18 protein-coding genes are annotated in these 17,912 nt (G+C 66.0%); 7 read left to right on the top strand and 11 right to left on the bottom strand.

Going from position 1 to position 17,912, the window contains the following annotated elements:
• Window positions 1-27 precede the first annotated feature (27 nt).
• Together C5689_RS10335 and C5689_RS10330 are read right to left on the bottom strand one after the other, a co-directional pair.
• Window positions 28-1,062, bottom strand: coding sequence for a hypothetical protein (locus C5689_RS10335; protein ID WP_108917195.1), 1,035 nt, complete (start codon window positions 1,060-1,062; stop codon window positions 28-30).
• Between the two features lie 281 nt (window positions 1,063-1,343).
• Window positions 1,344-1,598: a hypothetical protein gene (locus tag C5689_RS10330; RefSeq protein ID WP_108917194.1), complete on the bottom strand. Its 255-nt coding sequence runs from the start codon at window positions 1,596-1,598 to the stop codon at window positions 1,344-1,346.
• A gap of 361 nt (window positions 1,599-1,959) precedes the next feature.
• Here C5689_RS10330 and phaR point away from each other — a divergent pair, with 361 nt between their 5' ends.
• Complete coding sequence (phaR, locus tag C5689_RS10325; protein WP_108917227.1) at window positions 1,960-2,571, top strand: polyhydroxyalkanoate synthesis repressor PhaR; 612 nt, start codon at window positions 1,960-1,962, stop codon at window positions 2,569-2,571.
• A 64-nt stretch (window positions 2,572-2,635) separates the two neighbouring features.
• Here the strand turns inward: phaR and C5689_RS10320 are convergent, their stop codons facing one another.
• The 3 genes from C5689_RS10320 to gloB all read right to left on the bottom strand — a co-directional run bounded on the left by C5689_RS10320 (window position 2,636) and on the right by gloB (window position 5,824).
• The gene (locus tag C5689_RS10320) at window positions 2,636-4,480 is read right to left on the bottom strand and encodes a putative bifunctional diguanylate cyclase/phosphodiesterase (protein ID WP_244594663.1); all 1,845 of its coding nucleotides are present in this window, start codon (window positions 4,478-4,480) and stop codon (window positions 2,636-2,638) included.
• A 118-nt stretch (window positions 4,481-4,598) separates the two neighbouring features.
• Window positions 4,599-5,054 carry a cupin domain-containing protein gene (locus C5689_RS10315; protein WP_108917192.1) on the bottom strand — a complete coding sequence of 152 codons (456 nt, stop codon included), beginning with the start codon at window positions 5,052-5,054 and terminating at the stop codon, window positions 4,599-4,601.
• Window positions 5,051-5,824 carry a hydroxyacylglutathione hydrolase gene (gene gloB / locus C5689_RS10310; RefSeq protein WP_108917191.1) on the bottom strand — a complete coding sequence of 258 codons (774 nt, stop codon included), beginning with the start codon at window positions 5,822-5,824 and terminating at the stop codon, window positions 5,051-5,053. Before gloB ends, C5689_RS10315 begins: the two co-directional genes overlap by 4 nt.
• Window positions 5,825-5,925: 101 nt before the next feature.
• Here gloB and C5689_RS10305 point away from each other — a divergent pair, with 101 nt between their 5' ends.
• A complete protein-coding gene (locus tag C5689_RS10305; protein WP_108917190.1) occupies window positions 5,926-6,684 on the top strand; it encodes a class I SAM-dependent methyltransferase in 759 nt (252 codons plus the stop codon).
• Between the two features lie 7 nt (window positions 6,685-6,691).
• On the opposite strand, the gene C5689_RS10300 is transcribed toward C5689_RS10305, so the two are convergent.
• The 3 genes from C5689_RS10300 to C5689_RS10290 form a co-directional block, all read right to left on the bottom strand.
• The gene (locus C5689_RS10300; protein ID WP_108917189.1) at window positions 6,692-7,384 is read right to left on the bottom strand and encodes an alpha/beta hydrolase; all 693 of its coding nucleotides are present in this window, start codon (window positions 7,382-7,384) and stop codon (window positions 6,692-6,694) included.
• A 41-nt stretch (window positions 7,385-7,425) separates the two neighbouring features.
• Entirely contained in the window at window positions 7,426-8,334 is a 909-nt protein-coding gene (locus C5689_RS10295) for a DMT family transporter (protein ID WP_108917188.1), read from the bottom strand.
• A 137-nt stretch (window positions 8,335-8,471) separates the two neighbouring features.
• Window positions 8,472-9,488, bottom strand: coding sequence for an outer membrane protein (locus C5689_RS10290; protein ID WP_108917226.1), 1,017 nt, complete (start codon window positions 9,486-9,488; stop codon window positions 8,472-8,474).
• 302 nt (window positions 9,489-9,790) lie between these two features.
• Between C5689_RS10290 and C5689_RS10285 the strand changes: the two genes are divergently transcribed.
• Window positions 9,791-11,068: a cystathionine gamma-synthase family protein gene (locus C5689_RS10285; RefSeq protein ID WP_108917187.1), complete on the top strand. Its 1,278-nt coding sequence runs from the start codon at window positions 9,791-9,793 to the stop codon at window positions 11,066-11,068.
• On the opposite strand, the gene C5689_RS10280 is transcribed toward C5689_RS10285, so the two are convergent.
• A complete protein-coding gene (locus C5689_RS10280; protein WP_108917186.1) occupies window positions 11,053-11,322 on the bottom strand; it encodes a hypothetical protein in 270 nt (89 codons plus the stop codon). The genes C5689_RS10285 and C5689_RS10280 overlap by 16 nt on opposite strands.
• Window positions 11,323-11,530: 208 nt before the next feature.
• Here C5689_RS10280 and hmuQ point away from each other — a divergent pair, with 208 nt between their 5' ends.
• The 3 genes from hmuQ (at window position 11,531) to C5689_RS10265 (ending at window position 13,842) form a co-directional block, all read left to right on the top strand.
• On the top strand, window positions 11,531-11,878 hold the full coding sequence (hmuQ, locus tag C5689_RS10275) for a heme-degrading protein HmuQ (protein ID WP_108917225.1): 348 nt from the start codon (window positions 11,531-11,533) through the stop codon (window positions 11,876-11,878).
• Entirely contained in the window at window positions 11,875-13,143 is a 1,269-nt protein-coding gene (locus C5689_RS10270) for a DUF2325 domain-containing protein (protein WP_108917185.1), read from the top strand. Before hmuQ ends, C5689_RS10270 begins: the two co-directional genes overlap by 4 nt.
• Before the next feature lie 81 nt (window positions 13,144-13,224).
• Window positions 13,225-13,842: a 4'-phosphopantetheinyl transferase family protein gene (locus C5689_RS10265; protein ID WP_108917224.1), complete on the top strand. Its 618-nt coding sequence runs from the start codon at window positions 13,225-13,227 to the stop codon at window positions 13,840-13,842.
• Here the strand turns inward: C5689_RS10265 and C5689_RS10260 are convergent.
• A complete protein-coding gene (locus tag C5689_RS10260; RefSeq protein ID WP_244594662.1) occupies window positions 13,825-15,855 on the bottom strand; it encodes a thioredoxin domain-containing protein in 2,031 nt (676 codons plus the stop codon). The two genes, C5689_RS10265 and C5689_RS10260, sit on opposite strands and share 18 nt — an antisense overlap.
• A 137-nt stretch (window positions 15,856-15,992) precedes the next feature.
• On the opposite strand from C5689_RS10260, the gene C5689_RS10255 reads away from it, so the two are divergent.
• Window positions 15,993-17,603 carry a flavin monoamine oxidase family protein gene (locus tag C5689_RS10255; protein WP_108917183.1) on the top strand — a complete coding sequence of 537 codons (1,611 nt, stop codon included), beginning with the start codon at window positions 15,993-15,995 and terminating at the stop codon, window positions 17,601-17,603.
• Here C5689_RS10255 and C5689_RS10250 read toward each other — a convergent pair.
• Window positions 17,579-17,875, bottom strand: a complete 297-nt coding sequence (locus tag C5689_RS10250; protein WP_108917182.1) for a hypothetical protein — start codon at window positions 17,873-17,875, stop codon at window positions 17,579-17,581. The two genes, C5689_RS10255 and C5689_RS10250, sit on opposite strands and share 25 nt — an antisense overlap.
• Between the last annotated feature and the right edge of the window lie 37 nt (window positions 17,876-17,912).

Raw genomic sequence — 17,912 nt, 5'->3', positions numbered from 1 at the left:
GAGTTGCCGCAGCCTGTCGATTTTTCGTCAAATGGCCTCCTCGATCGCCGTCTTGGCGGTGTGGTAGATTTCGAGGTCCTGCTCGAGCAGCAGCTCGACTTCCGGCAGACGGCGCAGCTCCCGCGCCAAGTCGCCGACGGCGGCGAAATGGGGAAGCGTCGGCAGCGTCGCCGGTTCTATGTCCAGCAGGGCTTCCACCTCCTCGAGAAAACGGTCCTGGCTGTCGCGCAGCCCCACAACCGAAAAGCTCGCGAGCGCGGCGAGCGCCTTGGCGACGCCGTTTTTGGGCGGCGGCTCTTCCAGCGAGTCGGAGGAGAGCTGCCGCGTCAGCGGATTGGCGAAGACGCCGATGACGTCGCGCGGCATCGCGTCGAAGGCGCGGCGCAGCCCGCTGCCGTCGGGCTCGATCTGCTGCGCGAATTCGATCGCCCGCTGATAGGAGATCATGTCTCTCGCCCCGAGCAATTCGTCGCCGAACCGCGAGACATGCTTCAAGGTCAGCAGACGCTCGGCGAGCTCGAGATAGGGGTCGTGCAGCAAGACGATGGTCTTGAACTTGTCGTGAATATGATTGGAATAGCCGGCGAAAGTCAGCCGGCCGCTCACATAGAGCGAGGAGACGTTCTCGAGCATGAAGACTTGCTGCGCGGTCTCGCGTCCGTGCCGCTCCACGCCTTTGTGGAAGAACTGAAACTTGTGCTCCACCTTCTCGTCCAGCCGCCACAGCGGGAAGAGATGCGTCTCCAGCCGAAAGACCCGCCGATGCGTGACCTCCGAGCCGTTGCGCCGCCGGTAGATCAAGATGCCGGATTCGGCCTCGCGAATCTCGAGGCTCTGATTCGACACGAGATCGGGGACGATCGAGCTGTCGACGGTGAAGCCGCAAAGACCCGTCGCGTGCCGGCCGGCCGCCACCAGAGACGGGCGCGCCTCGCGGCAGAGCAGTTCCGCGATCTCGGCGCCGCCCTGAATGATGCGAAGCGTCGGCGAGATAGAATAATCATCCGGAACGACATAGCCGACGATCTGGTCGCCACGGTCGGCTTCTATGTTGAACAACATGAGCCCAATTCCGTTTTCGGCCCGTCTCGCTCTCGCCAGCGTCCGTGCGGGCGCCGCACAGGCGTCGGCCCCGCTCGGCGAATCGGCCGCCATTCGCGTCGCCCTCGCGCGCTGTTTCGCACATGGGCGGGGCCGTCTCAAGCGAGGGGCTCGAAGCCGCGCCTCGCCTCTCTTACCTTATTGCCGCGCTGCGGGAAACGGCGCGCTGCGCCGCGGCGAAAAATCGCGAATTCGCCCGGTTTCTGTCGGATTTCCGTCGTCGTCGCCGGATCCGCGCGTCATCACCAGCCGCGGCCCCAATAATAGCCCCGCGGGCCGAAGCCATAGGGATAGTCGTAGCGGGCCGCGCGCCGGTCGGCCGAACGATCGAGATCAACCTGCAGCAGGCATTTCGAAAACGGGTCCGATCCGGGTCGGAAGCCATAGCTTCGGCAGCGGGCCTCGTCGGCGGCGCGCTGCTCGGCCAGATTCGTGGTGTTGCAGGCCCCGACGAGGAGCGCCGCGGCCGCCGCCAGCAGCAGCTTCGTGATCGGCATATCGTCCTCCTGTCGCGCTCGGGCTCGCGCCGGAGCGTTCGATCCCGGGGCGCTCGATCCCGGGCGTTCGGCGAATAATGTCGCCAATATAGCCGAGGCCGCGTCGCCGAGCGAGAGGCGGTTGCCTCAAAAACGGCTCTCGGCGCGCGCAAACCGCCTTTTCGCGACGAATTTATTGCGGGATGCGGGCGGTTGCGGCTATCGTTCGGGGGAGAGCTGCGGTCGCTCTGCGCGTCGCGGGACGAAAAGCGAGGATATTTTGCTACGCACGCCGAAATATGAGAAAGGAGCCGGCGCTCAGCTCGCCGGAACCGAGAAGATCGTGGCGGCGCGCCAGGACGACGGAGGCGGCGGGCGGAACATGGCCACCGAGAAAAAGCCGACGACGATCAAGAAATACGCCAATCGCCGTCTCTACGACACCGGCACGAGCACTTATGTCACGCTCGAGGATCTTGCCGCCATGGTCAAGCGCGGCGAGGATTTCGTCGTCTGCGACGCCAAGACGGGGGAGGACATCACCCGCCCCGTGCTGACGCAGATCATCTTCGAGCAGGAGAGCAAGGACGGGCAGAGCCTGCTGCCCATCGCCTTCCTGCGCCAGCTCATCCGCTTCTATGGCGATTCGATGCAAATGCTGGTGCCGAGCTATCTCGAGTTCAGCATCGACCGACTGACCCGCGATCAGCAGAAGTTTCGCGATCAGGTCTCGCAGGCGCTGGAAGGTGCGCCTTTCGGCGAGCCGACGCGCCAGGCTTTTCAGTCGCTCGAGGAGCAGGCGCGCAAGAATATGGCGGTGTTCCGCCATGCGCTGACCATGTTCAACCCCTTCGGCCTGCCGGCCGAGCCGCCCGCCGCCTCCGCCGAGGCGGCAGTTGCCCCCGCCGAGCCGCCGCGATCCGATCTCGACGAGATGAAGCGTCAGCTCGACGAGCTGAACAAGCGCATCGACCAATTGTCGAGCAAGAGCTGACAGGGCGTCCTCGCCGCCCTGCGCGAAGGCTTCGCGCCGAAGACAATTCGGCGTGGATGCGCGCTCAGGCGCGCCGGGCGAGATCGAGCGTCTCGCCCGGCGCCGAGGCCATCATGGCGGAGCCGAACAGCGAGCCCTGGAAAAAGTCGACGCCCCAGCCGCGCAGCAGCCGCGCGGTCGCTTCGTCCTCCACCCATTCCGCGACGATCTTCAGGCCGAGATGTTTGGCGAGATCGGTGAGCGTGCGCACGAAGAAGCGATCATCTTCCGATTTGATGATGTTCTGAATGAAGACGCCGTCGATCTTGACGAAGTCGAAGTCGAGCAGACGCAGATTGCGGAAGGATGTGTGCCCGGCGCCGAAATCGTCCATGGCGAATTTGATGCCGAGGCGCTTGCAATCGCAGATCAGTTGCCGCGTCTTGTCGAAATCGTCGATCAGCGTCGTCTCGGTGATTTCGATCGTGAGGCGATCGGCGACGCCGGCGTAGACATGCGTGGCGTTGGCGAGCCAGTCCGGCCATTCCGGGTCGTGCAGCGTGGCGACGGAAGCGTTCACCGAAATGCGTAGCGACGGATCGGCGCGCAGGCGCGCCAGCGCCAGCTCCAGAACGCGCTGGTCCAGCAGCCGGACGAGGCCGGATTTCTCGGCGATCGGCAGAATGTCGCCGGGGACGACGATGGCGCCGTCGGCGAGCCGCACGCGCAGCAGCGCTTCATAAAAGGCCGTGTCGCCTGTTTGCGCGTCGACGATGGGCTGAAAGGCGAGCTCGACGCGGCGCTCGTTGAGCGCGGAGACGACGCTGTCGGAAATTTGGAGCGCGTGCAGCCGTCCATTGTCGCGCGCGAGCGAAGTGGCGTAGCAGACGAGCCGCTGAGCATTGCGCTGGCGCGCGGCGTCGAGCGCTTCTTCCGCGTGCTGGAACAGAACGGCGGGCGATCTGCCGTCGCGCGGCGCGACGACGGCGCCGATGCGCGCCGAGACGGAGACCACGCCGATCTCGGTCGCGAAAGGCGAATGCGCGATGACCTCGATGAGCCGCTGGCCGCTCGCTTTGGCCTGCTCCACGTCGCAATTCTCGAGCAGCACGGCGAATTTATTGCCGGCGTAGCGCGCCACGAGATCATTGACGCGGACATTGGCGCGCAAGCGCGTGGCGAGGCCGACGATGATCTCGTCGCCGGCGTCATATCCGTAGGTGCGGTTGAGCGCGAAAAGGTTTTCGAGCGCGACCAGCAATATTGTGAAAGGCTTGCGCGTCTTCTCGGGCTGTCCGAGCAGGCGCAGCGAATGTTCGGCGAGCAGAGCTCGGCTCATCGCGCCGGTGAGCGCGTCGAATTGCGCGCTGCGGGTGAGCCGGCGCTCCATCTCATGGCGCTCGGTGATGACGCGAACGACGCCATGGGCGCGGCTCGGACGGCCGTCGCGGCCGGCGAACCATTTGCCGCAATCCTCGATCCACACGAGAGAGCCGCCGCCGGTCTCGCGCGGCGGCGCGAGGGCGTAGATCGCATTGTACAACACGCCGTGTCCGTCGTCGCGGCCGGCGCTGGTGACGATGGCGTCGAAGCGCGACGTCGCGCTCTGCGCGCCGAGCCGCTCGCCATAGGCGCGCCCGGTCGATAGATCGACGTCCGCGAAAGTCGCGAGCACCTCGCGGAGATTTTCGCCCCAGCTCAGCCGATCGGTCGCTATGTCCCACTCATAGGCGAGCATGCCGATCGAGGCCGTGACGCTGCGGAGATCGGGGCCCGCCGGCGGCTGCTGCTCCGGCGCGGCGAGCGCTGCGGAGAGGGAGGAGGCCGGCTCCTGCAATCCCGTGGAAACCGCCTTGTCGGCGAGATGGCGCAATTGCATCGGCTGGGCCTGATCGTAGGAATGCGGATGACGCCGAGTATTGGGGCCCAAAAGTAAACGGGTCGTTTAGCGGGGGCGCGCAGGTCGCGCGCTTTGCGCCGGTCCGGACCCGGCCCGCGCGGAAAAACGCCGATTTCGGATCGGCGCGAGCGGAATCGGCGGGATGCGCCTATTCTGCGCCGGGAGGGGAAAAATCCACCGGCGCGAGCTCGAAGCGGGAGAATTCGAAGCCCGGCGCGACGGTGCAGCCGACCAGCGTCCAGGCGCCGAGGCTGCGCGCGCTCTGCCAATGGCCGGCCGGCACGATGATCTGCGGACGTTCGCCCTGTGACAGTCGCGCGCCGAGGATCTGCCGCGCGCTCGTCTCGCCGTTCGCCGAAATCTCGAGGGCGAGCGGCGCTCCGGCGTAGAAGTGCCAGATTTCCGCCGCGTCGACCCGATGCCAGGCGGAGACCTCGCCGGCGCCGAGCAGATAATAGATCGCCGTCGAGGCGGCTCGGCCGTCCTTCGTCGCGCGCGCATCGCGAAAGGTTTCGCGATAGAAGCCGCCTTCGGGATGCGGCGCGAGGGAGAGCCGCCGCGCGATCTCCGCCGCCGAGGGCGGGGCGCTCGAGTCCGTGGTCATCGGAACACATTCTTCCTTTCGCGCATTTGCGTGAAGACATGGACGGGATCGTCCGTCTCCATGCCGAGCGCCTGCCGCAGCTGTGGGTCTTCCGCGCGCAAAAATGGATTGGTGGCGAGCTCGAGCGCGATCGTCGTCGGCAGAGTGGGCAGTCCCTCGGCGCGCAGCGCGTCGACCTCGCGGGCGCGCTCGGCGAGCAGAAGATTGCGCGGGTCGACGGTCAGCGCGAAACGCGCATTGGCCTGCGTATATTCATGGCCGCAATAGACGCGCGTCTCGGGCGGCAATTCGGCGATCTTCTCCAGCGAGGCGAGCATGACGTCCATCGGCGTCTCGAACACGCGGCCGCAGCCCAGAGAAAACAGCACGTCGCCGACGAAGAGAATCTCGTCTTCGGCGAAGTGATAGAGAATATGTCCGGTCGTATGGCCCGGCGCCTCCATGACCCGCGCCGTCGCCGAGCCGACAGCGACGAGGTCGCCCTCGCCGACCTCGAGATCGAGGTGGGGAAGGCGTCCGCGATCCTTGCGCGGGCCGACGACGCGCGCCTGCGGATAGAGTTTTTTCAGCCCCGCCACGCCTTGAATATGGTCGGCGTGATGATGGGTGATCAGAATATCGGTGAGCGGCCAGCCGCGCCGCGACAATTCGCCCGCGATGGCGCGCGCGTCCGGCGCGTCGATGGAGGCGACGGCGCCGGTCGCCTCGTCCCGCAGCAGCAGGCCGAAATTATCGGCCAGGCAAATGAATTGAACGACCTCCACGCTCATTGCGCCGCTCCTGTCGCAACCCGCGGCGCGCCGCTCTCCGGTCGCGGCCGCGGCCGTTTCGCACGCTTGCGTCGCGCCGAAGATATTGCGAAAAAGTAGATATGTCTCTCGACGTCGTCGACCTGCGGAATTTTTACGGTTCGCCGCTCGGCCAGGTGGCGCGGCGCCTCGTCGGACGCATGGCGCGGAGCCGCTGGGAGGATCATTCCGGCCTGCGCGTGCTCGGGATCGGCTACGCCACGCCCTATCTCGTCGATTTTCAGGAGCGGGCGCAGCGTGTGCTCGCCTTCATGCCGGCGGCTCAGGGCGTCGTCCATTGGCCGAACGGCGGCCGCTCCGCCTCCTCGCTGGTCGAGACCACGATGATGCCGCTGCCCGACGCCAGCATCGACCGCGTCCTGGTCGTCCATGCGCTCGAGGTCGGCGAATCGCCGCGCGACATTTTGGAGGAAATTTGGCGCATCCTCGCGCCGGGCGGGCGGGTGATCGTCGTCGTTCCCAGCCGTTCCGGCCTGTGGGCGCGGGTGGACACGACGCCTTTCGGCCATGGCCACCCCTATTCGCGCGGCCAGCTGCAGAGCCTGCTGCAGGAGACGCTGCTGCTTCCCGTCTTCTGGGGCGAGGCGCTCTATGTTCCGCCCTTCGCCCGCGCCTCGCTGCTGCGCTCGGCTCCGGCCTTCGAGCGGATCGCCGGCCGTTTCTCGCTGCCGGGCGGGGGCGTTCACATCGTCGAGGCGACCAAGCAGCTCTATCGGCCGGCGGGCTTGCGCCGCGCCGTGCGCCGCGCATTGCCGCCGCTCGACGAAGTGCTCGCGCCCGTGGGGGCGGGGGCCGGCCGCGACGGCGCCCCGGCGCTCTGAGCGCGGCTCAGCGGGCTCCGCGGCCGAATTCCACCGGAACGCCGAAGCTTCTCGCCAGAAACAGCCCGCCATGCAGCAGGCCGGCATTGTCTATGCCATGGTCGAGTCCGGCGGAGAGATGCCATTGCGTCGGCACATCGGCCTTGGCCAGCGCATTGGCGGAGAGCAGCAGCGCATCGGCCGGGATCATCGAATCCTCTTCCCCATGGACGAGCAGCACCGGCGGCGGCTTGGTCCCGAATTGCGGCGGTATCTCCGCCGGCTCGCTTCCCGCGACCAGAATGCCCGAATAGCCGAGAATGGCCGCCGGAGCCCGGCGCAGACGCAGGCCCACATGGAGCGCCAGCATCGTCCCCTGGCTGAAGCCGACCAGCGCCAATTTGCTCTCGTCGAGGTCGTTCCTGGCCAATTCCTCGGCGAGGAAGCTCTCGAGCAGCGGCCGCGTCGCCACCACGCCGCGCCAGCGCTCGCCGGGATCGCGCATGGTCAGCGGAAACCATTGCCGCCCGGCGGGGGAGAGCGCGCAGCGCTCCGGCGCGTGAGGAGAGACGAAAGCCGCATCCGGCAGGAAGGAGCGCCATTGCCGGCCGATCTCGATGAGATCATTGCCGTCCGCGCCATAGCCGTGGAGGAAGACGACGAGCTGCTTGGCCTTGCCGGCTTTCGGCTGAATTCGGGGGCCGTCGATCTGGGACGCCATGTCGGATCTCGCAATTCTCGAGGATGCGGCCAGAGCGGCCGCTATCCGCCGTTCAAAACGGCCGCGACGCCGGCGATCAGCATCGCCACGCCCAGCCACTCCCGCGCTCCGGTTCTCTGCGCGAACATGCGGCGCGAGACCATTTGCGCGAACAAGACTTCGATCAGCGCCAGCGTGCGCACGCGCGGCGCGGTCTCGAGGGCGAAGGCTAGGAACCAGAACAGCGTCGCCAAGGCGCCGAGCAGCCCCGCGGACAGGGATTCTCGCCATTGGGCGAGGATGGCGGCGAGGCCCCCACGGTCGAAGACGCCCAGATAGAGCAAGATCAGCGCCGTTTGCAAGACGAGGCCGAGAAGGAGCTCGGTCGCGGCCGCGACGACGAAAGAGGCGCCGCCGAGCCTGAGCACGCCCTCGCGGTATAAAATAGTGGAGCCGCCGAACATTGCGGCCGAGGCGAGGCCGTAGAAAATCGGCCGCCAGCTCGCGTCACGCAGCGCCGCGGCGGGATCGGGCAGCGATAGGGCCATGACGCCGAATGTCGCGCAGACGACGCCGAACGCGAGCGCCGGCGTCGCGCTCTCGCCGAGAAAGACGAGTCCGAAGACGACGATCTGCACCGCCTCTGTCTTGAGCAGCGCCGTGACGATGACGAAAGAGCGCTGCTTCATGGAGACGAGCATCAGCGCCGTCGCGGCGATCTGCAATGTCGCCGCCGTCGCTATGAGCAGCGATATGCCTGCGTCAGGAACGGGCGGTGCCACATTCGTGATCGCGCAGGCGGCTGCGAGAATGAGAAAGGCGAAAGGACAGCCGAAGAGAAAGCGCACGAAGGTCGCGCCTGCGGCGCCGAGCCGATCGGTGAGATCGCGCTGCAGCGCATTGCGCAGCGTCTGTCCGCCGGCGGCGGTCAGCGTGAAAACGGCCCAGGCCCAGGCGGGAGCAAAGATCATTTGCGGCGGAGCTTTCGTTGCGTCGCGTCATTTCTAGCGCGAACGGCTCCGAAATATCCATGCCGAAAGCGGCGCCGAAAGCGAAAAGCCCGGCCATCACGGCCGGGCTGTCGCGATCTGGCGGCGCGAAGAGAAGATCAATATCTGGCGACGACCGGAACCGGCGGCGCCGAAACGAAGTGATAGTTGATGCCGACGCGCGCGATATGGCCGTCGAATTTGACGCGCGTGATGCCTTGGTTGATCGAGGTGAGCAGCGGCGAGGTGAAGCCGAGCACCGTCACCTGCGGGCCGACCGCGGCGAGCGGGCCGTTCAGGAAACGAGCCGTGCCGAGATCATAGTAGAGATATTCCGCCTTGAAGCTCAGGTTCGGAGCGAACAGCCATTCGATGCCGGCGCCGACGGTCCAGCCGATGCGCGACTCGTTGTAGCGCGCGACGCCGCCGATCGATCCGTAGGGCACGCTGAGGCCCAACACCTGCGCGCCGAGGACGGTCGCGGAAAGGTTGTTGTTGACGAAGAGCGACTGATGCGTCGTCGCCTGCGCGCCGCCATAAGCGAGACCGCCGGTGGCGTAGAGCAGGAAGGACGGTCCCCAGATATAGCCCAAGCGGCCGCGAACCGTGCCGAGCCAATCGGTGCGCGACGTGACGGTCGTCGTGCTGGCGGCGGAGCGGTCGAGAGCGAGACCGAACGGCCCGACGGCGACATTGAAGGCGTTCCAATTGGCGGCGCCGGTGAAGCTGTTCTCGCTGCGAATGCCGGTGCCCTGCAAATCGGCTTCGAGACCGACGAGGAAGTGATTGCCGAATTGATAATTGTAGCCGACCTGGCCGCCGCCGATGAAGCCGTTGCGTTGCGCGTTCACGGTTCCGCTCGCGGCCAGAGCCGCAGAGCCGGCGCCGGGATCGATGACGAAGGGAAGCAGTCCGTTGTTCCCGAAAGTGTCATAGAGATTGACCGTGCCGACGTCGATATTGTTCGACGCGCCCCAGGAATAGCCGGCGTTCAGACCGACATAGAATCCGGTCCATATGGGCGGCGGAGGCGGCGGAGGAAGAATCGGAGCCTTGAGGGCGGGGAGATCCGCGGCGAGCGCCGCTCCAGCGGAGAGAGCCAGTGCAATCGCGGTGGCTGAGAATAACTTCTTCATCGAGGAATCCTTTTTCAACAAAGTGTGTCACCGCATGGCCCGCGCGCTGTCGCTGTCCGCTTCGGCGTGGTTGATGCGGCTATTGAAATGCTAAGTCTCACGCTGAGATTCGGTCAACGACGGTGAACCGCAACGGCGCAAAATGTCGTCGAATTTCTGTGACTGTGACGCACATGCGACCTTAGCGAAAAAAGCTACGTATTCATTTGTGTGGACGACTGCCGGAACCATGCGCGCGACGTGAAATCATATTCGCGATGGAAAGCATTTCATGCGCGCCGGGTCGATGAGAGGGACAGATCATGAGCAGCGAACGCTATCACAAGACACGCATCGGCGAGCATCGTCTCCATGCCGAGACATTGATGCTCGGCTATGGCTACGATCCCGCTCTCTCCGAAGGCTCGGTGAAGCCTCCGGTGTTTCTCACCTCGACATTCGCTTTTCGCACGGCGGAAGAAGGGCGCGATTATTTCGACTATATCGCCGGGCGCAGCGCGCCGGCGCGCAACGAGCCGCCGGGACTCGTCTATTCGCGCTTCAATCATCCCAATCTCGAGATTCTCGAAGATCGTCTCGCCGTGCATGAGAACGCCGAAGCGGGGCTGGTGTTCTCATCCGGCATGTCGGCGATCGTCACCACGATCCTCGCGCACGCGCGGCCCGGCGACGTGATATTGCACAGCCGTCCGCTCTATGGCGGAACGGAAGTGCTGATCGGCCGCACGCTCGCGCCTTTCGACATGAGAAGCGTCGGCTTCGTGGACGGATTGAACGAAGACGTCGTGCGCGACGCCGCCGAGCGCGCGATGGCCATGGGCAACGTCGCCGTCGTCTTCGTCGAGACGCCGTCCAATCCGATGAACAGTCTCGTCGACATCGCCATGGTGGCGCGGATCGCGCGTGAGATCGGCGCGCGCCAGGGGCGTTGCCCGATCCTGTGCTGCGACAACACATTGCTCGGCCCGGTGTTTCAATCGCCGCTCGAGCATGGCGCCGATCTCTCGCTCTACTCGCTCACCAAATATGTCGGCGGCCACAGCGATCTCATCGGCGGCGCGGTCATCGGAGCCCATGCGGCGCTCGCGCCCATCCGCGCCATGCGCAACGCCATCGGCACGCAGCTCGATCCGCATTCCTGCTGGATGCTGGCGCGCTCGCTGGAGACATTGTCGCTGCGGATGCGCCGCGCTGCGAGCAATGCGGCGATCGTCGCCGACTATCTCTGCGCGCATCCAAAAGTCGCGCGCGTGCATTATCCGCCGCTGCTGCCGCCGGACCATCCGGCGCGGGCGCTCATGCAGCGGCAGTCGAGCTCTGCGGGCTCCACCTTCTCTTTCGACGTCGAGGGCGGCGAGACGGAAGCCTTCGCCTTCTTGAACAGACTACAGATATTCAAGCTCGCGGTCAGTCTCGGCGGCACGGAATCGCTCGTCTGCCATCCCGCCACCACTGTGCATTCGGGACTCGCCGAGACGGCGCGACGCGAGATCGGTATCACGCCTGCGCTGGTGCGCATGTCGATCGGCATAGAGCATCCGGACGATCTCGTCGCCGATATCGCTCAGGCTTTCGCCTGAGCGATACCGCCTCGTCGCATCGGCGTCGCGCGCGCCGTTTCCAGCGCTTCGCGACGCATGACGCGCGCCGCGAAATCCTCGCAGCGTCGGCGCAGGCATTCGTCCGGACATTCGGTCGCATAAAATTCGCTCGCGGCGGCGAGACAGAAGTCCGCGAGAGCGCTCTCGTCGGCGCGCGCGCTCGCCGGCGCGGCGCGCGCCGCCCGCTCCAGCAGCGCGTCGATTTTCCGTTTTTCTCCTTCGATGTCGCACATGGCCGCTCCTTTTCTCCCGTTCTGTCCATGTCGATCATCGCGGCGTTTCGGGCGAGATCATGGAGCTTTGGCTGGAAAGCTTGCAGAGAGGAGGTTTTTGGAAGTCTTTCAGCGACGCGGGCGCCGGCGGGGCTTGATCGCGACGCGACGCCGCGCCACCATGGCGACCAATCCGGGCCGCCGCGCGGCCGACGAAAAGGGGCTCGACATGTTCATCGCGATGAATCGCTTCAAGGTGGTCAAAGGAGAAGAAAAGGCTTTCGAGCAGATATGGTCGTCGCGCCGCACGCGCCTCGAGGAGATGGAGGGCTTCGTCTCCTTCCATTTGCTGCGCGGGCCGGAGCGCGAGGATCACACGCTCTACGCCTCGCATACGATGTGGGAGACCAAGGCGAGCTTTCTCGCCTGGACGACGTCGCAGCAGTTTCGCGATTCGCACAAGGACGCCGGCAAGAACAAGCCGCTCTATGTCGGCCATCCCGAGTTCGAAGGATTCGATTCCGTGCTCGAGCAGATCAATGTGGCTCGCGACGCGGCGGCGGAGGCGGCGCCATGAGCGAGCGGCGGCCTCTCGTCTCATTGAGCGTGCTGAAATCCGCCATGGCGAGCGAGGGCTTCGAGCTCGCCCCCCTCGCGCGTCGCGACGCCGGCGCGCGCCGTCGCATATGGGAGATCGTCGGCGCGTCGCACTGCTCGATCGTCGGCACATGCCTGACGATCGTGGAATTGCGCAAGATCGCGCGGCGCACCGGCTTTCTCGGCGATGAAACGCGATTCAATGATTATCAGGTGCATGGCCTCTTCGTCGAGAAGATGCATGACGAGAATATCGTCTCGCGCGCGGTGCAGAAGCATCTCGATGCGCGATACGAGGGCGCGATCCGCAAGGCCAAGGCGCTCGACGGCGAGGAAGCGTTGCTCGCCTATTGGGAGAGCGCGATCGACAATGGCTTCGTTCCGGGCGCCTATTGGGCGCTGATCGGCCATCCGCGGCTCACGCCCGGCGTGGAGACGCGCATTTTCGGCGATATTCACATGATGTCGCATTTGAGCGGCGCCGCGCATCGCGGCGACGCCCGCGAGGTGGCCGAAGCGCGACGCGAGAAGGCCGAGATCGCGCGGCGTCTCGCCAGTGTCATCGCCGAGCGCAATGACGAGCTGACCGTGCTGCGCGACGAGATCGCCCGGCTCGGCGCGGAACTTCGCGAGGCGCGCGCGCTCGCCGCCGAATGCGAGAGCCTGCGACGGGAAATCGACGCATTGCGCGCGGAGGAGAGAAGCGACGAGATGCTGCGCGAGCTCGCCGCGCTCCGCCGCGCTCACGCCGATCTGCGCGAAGATCACGAACGTCTCGAGCGTCGCTACGAGCGGCTGAAGGTGAAAGAGACGCGTTCCATTGCGCCGCCGGCGCCGCGCTCTCCGGCGCCGCCGCTCGCTTCGGAGATCGCTGTGGCGGCGGCGCCGATCGCCGACGAGGAGCGCGAGGGCGAGACGGATCTGTGCGGCCGTTGCCTGCTCTATGTCGGCGGGCGGCCGCGCACGGTCTGTCGGCTGCAGCGATTCGTGGAGCAACGCAATGGCTCGCTCATTCATCATGACGGCGGCATGGAGGATAGTCGCGCCATGCTGAGCGAGCTGGTGCGGCGCGCCGACGCCGTGTTCTTCCCCGTCGATTGCGTCAGCCATCGCGCTGTCGGCGCGGTGAAGAGCCTGTGCGAGAGCCATGGCATTCCCTATTGTCCGTTGCGCAGCGCCAGCGCATCGGCTTTCGAGAAAGCGATCGAGACGCTCGCCGCGCCGGTCGCGGAGGCGCAGCGATAGGAAGGGCGCGTGACGCATTCAGGGGCGCATTCACGAGCTCATTTATGGGCTCCCGCGGTGAGCGAAGGGCGGATCGAGATCATGCGTCTCGATTTCGATCTCTCCGCGCCCTGGTCCGAGGCGGATTGGGATGCGCTGAGCGCGGAGGAGCGCGAACGGGCGTTGCGCTTCCTGCGGCATGAAGATCGGCTGCGCATGATCGCGACGCGCGCCTCTCTGCGGCGTCTCATCGGCGAGAGGCTCCGCGTAGCGCCTGCGGCGCTGCGCTTCGACGCCGGACATTATGGCAAGCTCGAGCTCGTTGGCGCGGGCGTCTTCTTCAATGTCTCGCATTCCGGCGAATTCGCGCTCATCGCGCTTTCGAAACATTGGGACGTCGGCGTCGATATCGAGCGCATCGACGTCACCGCGGATATCCCAGGGCTCGCGGCTGTCGCCTTGACGCGTGAAGAGGGCGAGGGAATCGACGCCGCCGGATTTTTCGAGCGATGGGTGGCCAAGGAGGCGACGTTGAAGGCGGTCGGCCTCGGCATCGCAGAAAAGCTCCAGGCATTCTCTGTGCAGCCGGGGCAGGGCGATTTCTACGAGCTCCATCATGCCGAAGCGGATTGGGGCGATCTTCGCGTCGCGCGTCTCGCGGCTCCGCCGGGCTATGCGGCGGCGCTCGCCTGGAAGACGCCTTCAGCGCCGGGCGCGTAGCGTTTTCTCCAGCTCCGCAGCTTCGACGATGGGCAGCGAGCAGGTCGCGCCGCGGCAGACATAGGCCGTGGCTCCGCCATTGATCTGCGTCTTGCCGGCGGCCGGATGCGCCGGCGGCGGCTCGGCTCCCGGCGCGACAATGGCGAGCGTGCGGCCCGGCAGGCTTGCACCATGAACGACGCGCAGCAGCGCGGCCGTGTCGCTCGCCTCGCGCGCGCCGATGACGACGATCTGCAATCCGTCGCGCAAGCTCTCGGCGCCGTTCAGCAGAGTGGAATAGCCGAGCATTCCGCGCCGCACGGCGCTGGCGAAAGCCGCGAGCGTGGCGTCGGCGCGGACGCGATAGCGATCGTCGCCGGTGAGATGATAGAGCTGCGCCAGAACATGAGCCATCGTCCCATTTCCGGAAGGCAATGGCGCATCCTCGGCGATTTTCGAGCGGCGGATCAGCGCTTCGGCGTCGTCGGCGGTGAAGAAATAGCCGCCGGCGCTGGCGTCGCGATAATGCGTCTCGACGATCTCGATCCAATCGCGTCCGCGCTCGAGAAAGCGCGCTTCGCCCGTCGCCTCATGGAGCGCGAGAGCGGCGCGCGTGAGATCGGCGTAATCGTCGAGCACCGCCATATGTTTCGCGCGGCCGGCGCCATAGGAGTGCAGCAGTCTTCCATCGGCGCTCGTCATTTTCGCGGCGATGAAATCGAAGGCCGCGGTCGCCGCTTCGAGCCAGTCGCGGCGCTCGAAGACCTGCGCGGCGCTGGCTATGGCGGCGATCATCAGCCCGTTCCAATCGGCGAGCGCCTTGTCGTCGCGGCCCGGCCGCACGCGCGCCGCGCGGGCCGCCAAAAGCTTTGCGCGATCCAGAGCGAGCGCGGCTTCTTCTTCCGTGGACAGCAGCTCCATCGAATGCAGGCGATTGGGAATGGATTTTCCTTCCCAATTGCCGCTATCCTCTATGTCGTAGACGGCGCGGAAGGCCGCGGCGCGCGCGCCGAGAACGGCGTCTGCTTCCGCCGCCGTCCAGACATAGAATTTGCCTTCCTCATGCTCGCTGTCGGCGTCGAGGCTGCTGGCGAAGACGCCTTCTGCGAGACGCATCTCGCGCAGCGCCCAGTCGATTGTCTCCTCTATGCGCGCGGCGTAGAGCGGCTTCTTCTCGTCTTGCCAGACGAGCGTCAGCAGATCGACGAGCTGGGCGTTGTCATAGAGCATTTTCTCGAAATGCGGGACGAGCCAGCGCTCGTCGGTCGAATAGCGCGCGAAGCCGCCGGCGAGGTGATCATAAATGCCGCCCTGGCAAATGTGATCCAGCGTCGTCAGCACGGCCTCGCGATAAGAGGCGCGGCCCGTGCGCTTCCATGCGCGCCAGAGAAATTCGAGGCTCGCCGCCTGCGGGAATTTCGGCGCGCCGCCGACGCCGCCATTGGCGCGATCGATGTAGCCGTCGAGCTTTTCGGCGATCGTCTCCACGAGATCGGGCGAGATCGGCTCCGCCGGCGCGGCCTCGGCGAGGCGGTTCAGGCCGTCGCCGATCGCCGTCACATTGCGCGTCACCACCTCGGGCTTCTCGCGCCAGAGCTCGGAGATCGCTTTCAGAATATCGGCGAAGCCGGGCATTCCATAGCGCGGCTCCGGCGGAAAATAGGTGCCGCCCCAAAAGGGCTCTCCGTCCGGCGTCAGGAACATTGTGAGCGGCCAGCCGCCGCGCCGTCCGGTGAGCTGCAGCGCCTGCTGATAGAGATGGTCTATGTCCGGCCGCTCCTCGCGATCGACCTTCACATTGACGAAATTCTCGTTCATCAGCGCGGCGATCGCCTCGCTCTCGAAGCTCTCGGCGGCCATCACATGGCACCAATGGCAGGCGGCGTAGCCGCTGGAGAGCAGGATCGGCTTGCCCTGCGCCTTGGCGAGCGCCAGCGTCTCGGCGGACCAGGCCCGCCAATGGACGGGATTGTCCTTGTGCTGGAGGAGATAGGGGCTCGTCTCCTCGCCGAGGCGGTTGCGGTCTTGCGTCACTGCGGTCTCTCCATCGGAGGCCATGCCGCTATTGCACGCGAGGCGCCAGCCCGGATAGGGCGCAAAAGCGACAAAAGCCGCGGCACGCCCTTTGCGTCGCTTTGCCGCAAAAGGCCAGACGGCTCAGGAGCTGAAATATGCTGGACGTTGTGATTGTCGGGGGCGGGGCCTGCGGCTTGGCGCTGGCGCGCGGCCTCGCCGGGGCAGGGGTGAGCTTTGCGCTCTATGAAGCGCGTCCGCGGCTCGGCGGTCGCGTCTTGTCGGTCGAGGACCAATCCTCGGGGATGCGTGTCGATTTGGGTCCGACCTGGTTCTGGCCGGACACGCAGCCGACCATTACCTCGTTGGTGAAGGAGCTCGGCCTCACGGATTTTCCGCAATATGATCCGGGCACGGCGCTGCTGCTCGCCTTCGGCGACAAAAAGCCCGAGACGCGCATGACGCCCAATCTCCATTCCGGCGCGCGTCGGCTGGAGGGCGGCATGGCCTCGCTGATCGAGGCGCTGACGGCGGCGGTTCCGGCGGAGGCGATCCATCTTTCTTCCGTGCTGCGCGCCATCGCCGATCGCGGCGATCATGTGGAGCTGACCTTCGAGACCGAGGGCGAGACCGAGACCGTGACCGCCGAGCGGGCCGTGCTCGCGCTTCCGCCGCGCCTGCTCGCCGAGCATCTCGCCTTTCAGCCGGAGCTCGACGCGCTGAGCCGCAACGCCATGCGCAGCGCGCCGACCTGGATGGCGGCGCAGGCCAAGGCGGTGGTAGGCTTTTCCGGCGCGCCCGCCTGGCGTGCGGAGGGCCATTCCGGCAACGCTTTCGCCACCCATGAGCAGGCTGTTCTCGGCGAGATTTTCGACGCCTGCGACGCCGCCGGCGAGCGTGCGGCGATCGGCGGCTTCTTCGCCTTCTCGCCGGAGCTGCGGGAAGCCTTCGGCGGCGGCATGGCGATGCTGATCGATAGCCAGTTCGTCCAATTGTTCGGCAAGCCGCTCGAGGCGGGCGGCGAGCAGCATATTCAGGATTGGGCGCGCGAGCCCTTCACCTGCGCGACGATCGATCTCACCCCGCCGTCCGAACATCCCGACTATGGCGATCCGCTGCTGCGGCAGGCCTTTTGGGACGGCAAGCTCTATCTCGGCGGCGCGGAGACCGCGCGCGAGGGCGGCGGCTATCTCGAAGGCGCGCTGGTCGCGGCCGAGCGCATAAGGCTGCGCCTTCTCGATCAGAAGGAGACGTCGACGATGATTTCCGGCGAAGGCGCCACGGGCGAGGCGCTCAACGAAGCCAGCATGGCGCGTTTCCGCGAATGGGTGAACGCCAAGCGCGCGCCGACTTTCGCCAGCTATCGCCAGCGGCTGAATTTCGGCCTCTCCAACGGCCAGAAAGAGCAGATCACCCAGCGCGCCATGCTCGGCGCCATGGAGGCGGTGCTGAAGGAGGCGCTCGCCGTGCTCGAGGGCCTGCCCTTCGATCACTCCGTCGTCTCCGTCGACAAGGGCCGCTCCGATCTGACGCCGCTGGCGCAAAAGGCCTTCGACGGCTTCATTCAGGAACTGCTCGACGGCGTCATCGACTATAACCGCACCTCTTGCGCGCTCTCCAATTTCCCGGAGGAGCACAAGCCGTCCAAGGATTATCTCCAGGTCACGCTGCTCGACATTGCGGCGGCGTGGAAGGAGTTTTCGCTGGACGCCAATCAGGTCCTGCTCGACAAGCGCGTCGCCGATCAGCAGGCGACGCGCAGTCTCTGATAGCCGAGAAAGGCGCCCCAATTGTCGTAGACGCCCGCATTCACCAGACAGCCGTTGCGGGCGTAGACATAAGGATAGGGCGCCGGATAGCGGTAATAGTACGAATAGGGCGCAGCGGTGAGGACGCCCGGCGTCAGCGCCGGAACCGCTCCCGGCACAGGCCCGGTGAGATCGGGAACGAAGAAGCCGTCGGCTTGCGCGAAAGCGGAGGCCGATGGCGCGATGAGAAGCGCGGCGACGAGGCCGCGCGCCGCGAAGCGTCGAAGAGTCACGAGAAAATCTCCATTCGAAAAAACGAGTCGAGAAAAA

Source organism: Methylosinus sporium (assembly GCF_003113265.1).
GTDB classification, from domain to species: Bacteria; Pseudomonadota; Alphaproteobacteria; order Rhizobiales; family Beijerinckiaceae; genus Methylosinus; species Methylosinus sporium.
This window is presented reverse-complemented; position numbering and strand designations above follow the sequence as displayed.